At 73.1% G+C, this 9,130-nt stretch carries 9 protein-coding genes; 5 read left to right on the forward strand and 4 right to left on the reverse strand.

The genetic code is table 11. The features are described from left to right. Both murJ and VQ02_RS32790 read right to left on the reverse strand, forming a co-directional pair. The coding region (gene murJ / locus VQ02_RS32785; RefSeq protein WP_048448460.1) for a murein biosynthesis integral membrane protein MurJ at positions 1-1,060 on the reverse strand (1,060 nt) is incomplete at its 3' end. 49 nt (positions 1,061-1,109) lie between these two features. After that, entirely contained in the window at positions 1,110-2,135 is a 1,026-nt protein-coding gene (locus VQ02_RS32790; protein ID WP_048448461.1) for a glycosyltransferase family 2 protein, read from the reverse strand. 103 nt (positions 2,136-2,238) lie between these two features. On the opposite strand from VQ02_RS32790, the gene VQ02_RS32795 reads away from it, so the two are divergent. Beyond that, on the forward strand, positions 2,239-3,162 hold the full coding sequence (locus VQ02_RS32795) for a ChbG/HpnK family deacetylase (RefSeq protein ID WP_048448462.1): 924 nt from the start codon (positions 2,239-2,241) through the stop codon (positions 3,160-3,162). A 99-nt stretch (positions 3,163-3,261) separates the two neighbouring features. On the opposite strand, the gene VQ02_RS32800 is transcribed toward VQ02_RS32795, so the two are convergent. Both VQ02_RS32800 and VQ02_RS32805 read right to left on the reverse strand, forming a co-directional pair. Further along, positions 3,262-3,771, reverse strand: a complete 510-nt coding sequence (locus tag VQ02_RS32800; RefSeq protein ID WP_048448463.1) for a P-loop nucleotide/nucleoside kinase family protein — start codon at positions 3,769-3,771, stop codon at positions 3,262-3,264. Between the two features lie 224 nt (positions 3,772-3,995). Further along, the gene (locus VQ02_RS32805) at positions 3,996-4,397 is read right to left on the reverse strand and encodes a hypothetical protein (RefSeq protein ID WP_245239921.1); all 402 of its coding nucleotides are present in this window, start codon (positions 4,395-4,397) and stop codon (positions 3,996-3,998) included. Between the two features lie 369 nt (positions 4,398-4,766). Between VQ02_RS32805 and pyk the strand changes: the two genes are divergently transcribed. From pyk to VQ02_RS32825, 4 genes are all read left to right on the forward strand, one after another. Then, the gene (gene pyk / locus VQ02_RS32810; RefSeq protein ID WP_048448465.1) at positions 4,767-6,200 is read left to right on the forward strand and encodes a pyruvate kinase; all 1,434 of its coding nucleotides are present in this window, start codon (positions 4,767-4,769) and stop codon (positions 6,198-6,200) included. 185 nt (positions 6,201-6,385) lie between these two features. Further along, positions 6,386-6,802, forward strand: coding sequence for a DUF4864 domain-containing protein (locus tag VQ02_RS32815; protein WP_245239922.1), 417 nt, complete (start codon positions 6,386-6,388; stop codon positions 6,800-6,802). A gap of 88 nt (positions 6,803-6,890) precedes the next feature. Next, positions 6,891-8,303 carry a threonine synthase gene (gene thrC / locus VQ02_RS32820; protein WP_048448466.1) on the forward strand — a complete coding sequence of 471 codons (1,413 nt, stop codon included), beginning with the start codon at positions 6,891-6,893 and terminating at the stop codon, positions 8,301-8,303. Continuing rightward, a partial coding sequence (locus VQ02_RS32825; protein WP_048448467.1) for a M16 family metallopeptidase occupies positions 8,300-9,130 on the forward strand: 831 nt, incomplete at its 3' end. The genes thrC and VQ02_RS32825, both read left to right, overlap by 4 nt.

Below are 9,130 nucleotides of genomic sequence, written 5' to 3' on the forward strand. Positions count from 1 at the left end.
CGTAGGCGGCCAGCACCGCGCCGGAGCGGGCGGCGGCCTCGGCGTCGAAGGCGCCGCGCTGGAACAGGGCCGTCATGATCAGGTCCGGCACCAGCAGGAACGCGACCGCGAACGGCGCCGACAGGGCGAGGGAGAAGCCGGTGGCGCGGTTCTGCGCCGCGTGGGCGCCGGCGGGATCGCCCGCGGCGATGCGCCGGCTCATCTCCGGCAGGAGCACCGTGCCGGCGGCGATGCCGATGACGCCGAAGGGCAGCTGGTAGAGCCGGTCGGCGTAGTAGAGCGCCGAGACCGCGCCGGTCGGCAGGAACGAGGCGATGATCGTGTCGGCGAACATCGCGATCTGCACGCCGGCCGAGCCGATGACGGCCGGCCCCAGCATGGCGAAGAAGCGGCGCATCCCGGTGTCGCGCAGGGTGGGGCGCACCAGCGACGGCGCGAGGCCGGCCCGGCGGGCATCGGCCCAGACCAGGAGGAACTGCAGCACGCCCGACACCGCGACGCCCCAGGCGGCGGCATAACCGGCATTCGGGAACAGGAAGGCGAGGGCGAGGGCCGCCAGCAGCGACAGGTTCAGCAGCACCGGGGCGGCGGCGGCGGCGGCGAAGCGCCGGCGGGCGTTGAGGATCCCGGAGAGGAGCGTCACCAGGGTGATGAACAAGAGGTACGGGAAGGTGATGCGGGTGAGCGTCACCGCCAGCGCGAACTTGTCCGGCTCGTCGGCAAAGCCGGGGGCCAGCGCCCGCACGATGGCCGGCATCAGCGGCAGGGCGAGCGCCAGCAGGATCGCCTGGACCAGCAGCATCAGGCTGAAGACCCGGTCGGCGAAGGCGCGCGCCGCCCCGGCCTCGGCGTCGAGGGCGGCGTAGGTCGGCACGAAGGCGACGTTGAAGGCGCCCTCGCCGAAGATCGCCCGGAAATGGTTCGGTAGCCGGAAGGCCACCACGAAGGCGTCGGCGACCGGGCCGGCGCCCATCACGGCCGCCATGACGACGTCGCGCAGGAAGCCGGTGGCCCGGGAGACCAGCGTCCAGCCGCCGACCGAGAGGATGCTGCGAATCATGCCGCGGTGAATAGCACAGGGCGCTCGCGCCGGGCGGGACGGACAGGCCTCACGCGACGCCGGAATAGCGCGCCCGCCGGCCGGCGCGGCGGTCGTCCCGGACCGGGCGGTCGTGGCCCGCCGCTGCCGGGCCGATGCGCTCGGCCACGACGTAGAGCGGGCGCCGCTTCACCTCCGCGAAGATCCGGCCGATATACTCGCCGATGATGCCGAGCGACATCAGCTGCACGCCGGAGAGGAACATCACCGAGACGATCAGCGAGGCGTAGCCCGGCACGTCGGGGCCGCGCAGCAGAGTGTCGGCCACGAAGTACAAGGCGGTGAGGAAGGCGATGCCCGCGATCGCGCCGCCGAGATAGGTCCAGACCCGCAGCGGCACGGTCGAGAACGACGTGATGCCGTCGAAGGCGAAGCGGAAGAGCTTGCGGAAGCTCCATTTCGAGCTGCCGTGCTGGCGCTCCTCGACCTGGTAGGGCACCCCGACCGAGCGGAAGCCGATCCAGGAATAGAGGCCCTTCGAGAACCGGGCGCGTTCCGGCAGGGAGCGCAGCACCTCGACCCCCTTGCGGTCGATGAGGCGGAAGTCGCCGGCCCCCTCGGGCAGCGCCATCTCGCCGAAGCGGGCGAAGAGCCGGTAGAACAGCCGGGCGAAGCCGCGGCGCATCGCGCTCTCGTCGTCGCGGTCGGTGCGCTGGGCGTAGACCATGACGTTGCCCTCGCGCCAGCGCTCCCAGAAGGTGGCGATCAGCTCCGGCGGGTGCTGCAGGTCGGCGTCCATGATCACCACGGCGCGGCCCTCGGCATGGTCGAGCCCGGCCGCGATGGCGATCTCCTTGCCGAAGTTGCGGCTGAACGAGACCGCGCCGATGCGCGGCTCGGAGGCGTGATGGGCGGCGATGACCGCGGCGGTGTCGTCGTGGCTGCCGTCGTCGACGAACACCACCTCCCAGGACGGGGTGAGCCGCTCCAGCACCGGGCCCAGGCGCGCGAGCAGCGGGGCCACGTTGGCGCTCTCGTTGAAGACCGGTATGACGACGCTCAGGTCGACCGGCTCGGGGTGTCTGAACAGCTCCACGGCGCTGTCCCTCGTTTCGGTGTCTCGCGCCGGCGTCAGGGCCGGCGGATGGCGGTCGCAGGGCCGGTGTGCTCACCGGCGGCTCGGATGCGAGATCTACGCGATGCTTCCTGAACGGCGCCCGGTCGTGCTCTGCGCCGACGATTACGGCCTGAGCCCGGGCGTCAGCCGGGGCATACTCGATCTGGCGCGGGCCGGACGCATATCAGCCACCGGGTCGATGACCAACATCCCGGCCTTCCGCGCGGCGGCGGCGCCCCTGCGCGAGCTGCGCGGCACGGTCGGGCTCGGCCTCCACCTCACGCTGACGGCGGGCGCGCCCCTGGGCTCCCTGCCGCGCCTCGCGCCGGACGGGCGCCTGCCGCCCCTCGGCCGTCTGATCGGGCTCAGCCTCGCCGGCCGCCTCGACCCCGGGGCGGTGGCGCCCGAGATCGAGCGCCAGCTCGACGCCTTCGTGGCGGCGACGGGCCACCCGCCGGACTTCGTCGACGGGCACCAGCACGTCCACGTGCTGCCCGGGGTGAGGACCGCGCTCCTCGCGGTGCTGGCGGCGCGGGGCTGGCAGGGCCGGCTCTGGCTGCGCGACCCGGGCGACCGCCCGGCGTCGATCCTGGGCCGGCCGGACGCCCGCAAGGCGGCGGTGGTGGCAGGCCTCGGCCTCGGCTTGCGCGCCGCCGCGCGCCGGGCGGGCTTCCCTACCAACCTGGGCTTCTCGGGCTTCTCGGATTTCGCCGCCGGGGAGGGCCTGGCTGCCGGGGATCGCTTCGCCGACCGCTTCGAGCGGAGCTTCCGGTCGCTCGGCCCGGCGCCCGTGGTGATGTGCCATCCGGGCGAGATCGACGACGGGTTGCGGGCCCTCGACCCGGTGGTGGCGAGCCGGCCGCTGGAGCTGGCCTATCTCGCCTCGGAGCGCTTCGCGGCGTTCCTGGAGCGGGAGGGGCTTCGGCTCGTGCCGGCGCCCGCTCGCGCAGCAGCCCCATCCCTGAGGGCCGTGCCCGCCACGGAGCCCGCAGGCCCGGACCGCTGACGATCCGGGCGGCGCCGGGCCGCCTCGTCCCTTCGTCCGGTCGTCCGGCCGAGAATCCGGGACGCTGCGGCGGGCCGGATCGTCAGCGCGTCCGCCCCCTCATGCCGCCGTGTCGGCCTCCTGGCGGCGGAGCACGATCGCGAAGCCCTCGTCCGGGGTCGGCGCCACGAAGTAGCGGGTGAACAGATCGAACTGCTCGTCGCTCACCGTGAACTCGTGCGTTCCGGCGGCGTTGCGGCGGCGCAGCCGCGCCTTGCACAGCGCGTCGTCGGCCGCGAGGTAGTGGAGCTGGTGGCCGACATCCGCCTCGCGGGCGATGGCGCGCATCCAGGCGCGGCTCTCCGGGGTGTTGGCCGGGAAGTCGAGGACGACGCTCAGGCCGGCCCTGAGCAGGGCGATCACGTGCGGGCCCATCACGCCGCGCAGGCGCCCGGCGTTGCGCACGTAGTCGGCCAGCGTGTTCTGCTCGCCCGGATAGAGACCGGCGAGCCACTGGTCCTCCCGGACGAGGACGGTGCCGGGCCGGGCGGCGAGACTTGCGGCGAGCGTCGATTTGCCGGCGGCGATCTTGCCGCAGACGAGATGCAGCAGCGCGTCGGGATGGGGCATGGCGAGGGACCTTCTGCGGCGCCGGCGGTTTCCCCTCGCGGCGCGCTCGTGTTCACGGGATGCGGACAGCCGAACCCGGCCCGACGGATCAGGCCGGGCGGGTAATTCGGCGGTGCAGCGCGACGTGAACCGAGAAGGTCATGGGCGCGATGGTGGCGGCGGCCGTCGTTTCGGTCAAGCTCGACCGGGGCGGTCCGGCGGAGTCGATCCGGCGCGCTGAGCGGTCAGGCCGCGAGGATCCGGCGCGATGGCCGCGGCGGAAGGGCGTGGCCGGGGGGGCGCTGCAGCACGGCCTCGGCCCCGCGGCGGGACTTCTTGAGGATGACGAGGGCCGACCAGCGCATCGCCACCTCGTGCCGGACCAGGAGGCGGCCGTTGGCGTCGTAGCGGCGCCAGCCGCAGCGGTCCTGTCCGGCATCGTCGGTCTCGTCGTAGGTCTCGTAGCGCGCCACCAGCGCACCCGCGGCATCGAACTCGTCGTGGAACCAGCACACTCTGTCCGACGGGGCGCCGCGGCTTCGTGAGCCGCGGATCACCAGCCGATGCTCGACCGGGATGCGGAAGATCGTCTCGAACACCGGCGGCTGGAACAGCATGATCGTCGATACCCCCTTTTGCACCGCCACCAAAAGGTTTCCGCCTTGCAGGGTGCGTCGCAGCAAAATCTTCGTCAAGGGCATGATGCGGCGGCAGAAGATGCTTTCGGGGCCCGGGCGGGTGCTCCTTTGGTCCAAGATGCCCTAGCTTCCGCGGCGTGGTGGATCCGAGAGAGGACCCTCCTGCGGCCGCGGCCGCCCTTCCTGCTCGCCGCGGCCGACGACGCCCGCGGCGGCTTGAACGTGACCGTCACGACCGTCTACCGCCGCAAGGCACCGTGATTCCTGATCTCGCCTCGCGGCGACGCCCGTCCGGGCTCGCCTTCGCCCCCTCGGACGAACCCGTCCGGGGCGGCGGACCGACCTGATCCTTCCCACGACGAGCAAGGAGCGACTTCCATGCGCCGCCACCGCCACGCCAAGATCGTCGCCACCGTCGGCCCGGCCAGCAACACGCCCGAGCGGTTGCGGGCCCTGTTCCTCGCCGGCGTCGACACGTTCCGGCTGAACTTCTCCCACGGCACCCACGACGACCACGCCAAGGTCCACGCCGCGATCCGGGCCCTCGAGCAGGAGACCGGCCGGCCGATCGGCATCCTTCAGGATCTCCAGGGCCCGAAGATCCGCATCGGCACCCTGCGCGGCGGCAAGCTCGATCTCGCGACCGGCGACCGGATCCGCTTCGTGCGCGAGGGCCGGGAGGGCGGCGTCGACGCGATCCCGCTGCCGCATCCCGAGATCTTCGCCGCCGTGGCGCCGGGCCAGGAGCTGCTGATCGACGACGGCCGGGTCCGGGTCCGGGTCGTCGGGGTCGACGACGCCGCCATCGACGCCGACGTGGTGGTCGGCGGGCCGATCTCCGACCGCAAGGGCGTCAACCTGCCGGGCACGGTGCTGGCCCTGTCGCCGCTCACCGAGAAGGACCGGCGCGACCTCGCCTTCGGGCTCGAGCTCGGGGTGGATTGGGTCGCCCTGTCCTTCGTCCAGACCCCCTCCGACGTGATGGAGGCCCGCGGCCTGATCGCCGGCCGGGCCGGGCTGATCGCCAAGATCGAGAAGCCCTCGGCGCTGGAGCACATCGAGGACATCATCCGCATCGCCGACGGCGTGATGGTGGCCCGCGGCGATCTCGGCGTCGAACTGCCGCCCGAGGACGTGCCGGGGCGGCAGAAGGAGCTGGTGCGGGCCTGCCGCCGGGCGGTGAAGCCGGTGATCGTGGCGACCCAGATGCTCGACTCGATGGTGAGCGCCCCCGCGCCCACCCGGGCCGAGGCCTCCGACGTCGCGACCGCGGTCTACGACGGCGCCGACGCCGTGATGCTCTCGGCCGAGTCGGCGGCGGGCCGGTACCCGATCGAGGCCGTCTCAATGATGGACCGCATCATCCGCCGCACCGAGCAGCACCGGCTCTACCGCTCCCTGGTGCAGGCGAGCGAGCCGGAGGTCGAGGACAGCCCGCCCCACGCCGTCGCGGCCGCCGCCGCCGGCCTCGCCGACGCCATCGAGGCGGCGGCGATCGTCGCCTTCACGTCGAGCGGCACTACCGCGGCCCGCATCGCCCGCAAGCGCCCGAACGTGCCGATCCTGGCGGCGACCTCCGAGGTCGCGGTGTCGCGCCGCCTCAGCCTGTACTGGGGCGCCCACAGCGTGATGGTGCCGGAGATCGATTCCTACGAGGCCATGGTGGCCCGTGCCGCCGAGGTCGCCCAGCAGGAAGGCTTCGCGCAGGCGCCGGACCTCGTGGTGGCGGTGGCCGGCATCCCGTTCGGCCGGGCCGGCACCACCAACAACCTGCGGGTGGTCGAGCTGGGGCGCAAGGCGAGCGGGGTGTAACGGTTCCGCGAGAGCGTCGTCCGGCGAGGCCGCGGGAGCCTCGCCGGAGGCGACGCGGCAACGTCGAGAACCTGGGCGGTGCCCTGGGCCGACCAAAGGTACTGACGACTGGAAGTTGTGCGCACGGAGCCGTTCGAGTACGCTGGCACGCCCGCGAACCAATTGGCAGCGAGAGAGTCTGGCCCGTGCGCACCCTCGTCGCCCTGATGACCCTGCTCGCCGTCGGCCAGGGCGCCCTCGCTGCCGACGAGGGCGACCGCGAGACGGTGCGGGCCGTGATCCTGCGCCAGCAGGACGCCTTCCGGCACGACGACGCGCTCCGCGCCTACGCCGAGGCCGCCCCCGCCATCCGGGCGATCTTCGGCAGCCCCGAGATCTTCATCGGCATGGTCCGGCAGGGTTACGCCGCGGTCTACCGCAACCGCCGCTTCGAGTTCGGCACCGCCGAGGCACTGCCGGACGGCAGCCTCGCCCAGGGCGTGCGCATCCAGGACCAGGAGGGCGCGGACTGGGAGGCGATCTACACCCTGGCGCGCGGGGCGGACGGCGCGTGGCGGATCACCGGCTGCCGCCTGCGCAAGGCGCCGGGCGCGAGCGCCTGACATGGGGCCTGATCTGCTCCGTGCAGGGATCGGCTGACGCCACGCCCGTATTCGTGTAGGGCCTGCGGCAGCTTCAGGACAGATCACCGTGCTCCATGTCTCGACCCGCGGCGCTGCCGCGCCCCTGACCTTCACCGACGCCCTGCTGGCCGGCCTCGCCCGGGACGGTGGGCTCTACATCCCGCAGGCCTGGCCGCGGATCGCACCCGGGACCATCGCGGGCCTCGCCGGCCGGCCCTATGCGCACGCCGCCAAGACCGTGCTCGGCCCCCTCGTCGACGGCGAGATCCCGCAGGCCGACCTCGACCGGATGATCGATCAGGCCTACGCCACCTTCCGGCACCCGGCGGTCTGCCCGCTGACGCAGCTCGGCGACAACCTCTTCCTGCTCGAGCTTCACCACGGCCCGACGCTCGCGTTCAAGGACGTGGCGATGCAGCTGCTCGGCCGGCTGATGGACCACGCCCTGAAGGCGAAGGGCAGCCGGGCGACGATCGTCGGCGCCACCTCGGGCGACACCGGCAGCGCCGCCGTCGAGGCCTTTCGCGGCCTCGACAATGTCGACGTGTTCATCCTGTACCCGCACAACCGGGTGTCGGAGGTGCAGCGCCGGCAGATGACCACGGTTGACGCCGGCAACATCCACGCGCTGGCCGTCGAGGGCACCTTCGACGACTGCCAAGCGATCGTGAAGGCGCTGTTCCAGCACCCGCGCTTCGCCGAGGAGGTGCGGCTCTCGGGCGTCAACTCGATCAACTGGGCCCGGGTCGCCGCCCAGGCGGTCTACTACTTCACCAGCGCGGTGGTGCTGGGCAGCCCGCACCGCCCGGTCTCGTTCTCGGTGCCGACCGGCAATTTCGGCGACATCCTCGCCGGCTGGGCGGCCAAGCGCATGGGCCTGCCGGTCGGCCGGCTGATGATCGCCACCAACGCCAACGACATCCTGGCCCGCACGCTCGCCACCGGCGCCTACGAGGTCCGCGGCGTCGCGCCCACCACCTCGCCGTCGATGGACATCCAGGTCTCGTCGAATTTCGAGCGCCTGCTGTTCGAGGTCCTCGACCGCGATGCCGGCGCCGTCAACCGGCTGATGGCCGGCCTCAAGCAGTCGGGCGCCTTCACCCTCGACCCCGCCACCCTGGAGCGGATCCGCGCGGAGTTCGACGCCGCGGCGGTGCCGGAGGACCAGGTCGTGGCCGAGATCCGCGACGTCTACGAGGGAACCGGCCAGATCATCGACCCCCACAGCGCCATCGGCGTGCGCGCCGCCCGCCGGCTCGTGGCCGAGGACCCGGCGACGCCGGTCGTGGCCCTCGCCACGGCGCACGCCGCGAAGTTCCCGGACGCGGTCGAGGCCGCGACCGGCGTGCGCCCGGCCCTGCCGGCGCACCTCGCCGACCTGATGGGCCGGCGCGAGCGCTTCACCGTGCTGCCGAACGACGAGGCGGCGGTCGAGCGGGCGATCCGCGAGCGCGCCCGTATCCTGAGGAGCGTCGCGTGAACCAGCACTTCGCGACGCTGGGCGCCTCGCCCGACCTCAAGGTCACCCGGCTGCCCAACGGGCTCACCGTCGCCACCGAGGCGATGCCGGGAGTCGCCACCGCGACCCTCGGGGTCTGGGTCGGCGCCGGCTCGCGCAACGAGCGGCCGGAGGAGCACGGCCTCAGCCACCTGATCGAGCACATGGCGTTCAAGGGCACGGCGACACGCTCCGCCCGCCAGATCGCCGAGGACATCGAGAATGTCGGCGGCGAGATCAACGCCGCCACCAGCGTCGAGCAGACGAGCTACACCGCCCGGGTGCTCGGCGAGGATGCCGAGGTCGCCCTCGACGTGCTCGGCGACATCCTGACCCGCTCGGCCTTCGAGGCCGGCGAGCTCGCCCGCGAGAGGGGCGTGATCCTGCAGGAATACGCCGCCGTCGAGGACACGCCGGACGACGTGGTCTACGACGCCTTCACCGAGGCCGCCTTCCCCGACCAGCCGATCGGCCGGCCGATCCTCGGGCGCCCGGAGACGATCCAGAGCTTCGACCGCGCGGCGATCGAGGCCTACCTCGCCCGGGAATACACCCCCGGCCGCATGGTGCTGGCGGCGGCCGGCGCGGTCGAGCACGAGGCGATCGTGGCCGCGGCCGAGCGGCATTTCGGCGCCATGCCGGCCGGCGACGCGCCCGAGGCGGTGCCGGGACAGTATCGCGGCGGCGAGCGCCGGATGCCGCGCAAGCTCGAGCAGGCGAACCTCGTCCTCGGCCTGCCCGGCCTGTCGTTCCGCGACGACGCCTACTACGCCGCGCACCTCTTCGCGCAGGTGCTCGGCGGCGGCCTG

The sequence above is a fragment of the Methylobacterium variabile genome (assembly GCF_001043975.1).
GTDB lineage: Bacteria > Pseudomonadota > Alphaproteobacteria > Rhizobiales > Beijerinckiaceae > Methylobacterium > Methylobacterium variabile.

What these genes read in the sequence shown, in the direction of transcription:
- VQ02_RS32795 (WP_048448462.1), top strand. Translation starts at nt 2,239, where the DNA reads ATGCTTCCTGAACGGCGCCCGGTCGTGCTCTGCGCCGACGATTACGGC.
- VQ02_RS32800 (WP_048448463.1), bottom strand. Translation starts at nt 3,771, where the DNA reads ATGCCCCATCCCGACGCGCTGCTGCATCTCGTCTGCGGCAAGATCGCC.
- pyk (WP_048448465.1), top strand. Translation starts at nt 4,767, where the DNA reads ATGCGCCGCCACCGCCACGCCAAGATCGTCGCCACCGTCGGCCCGGCC.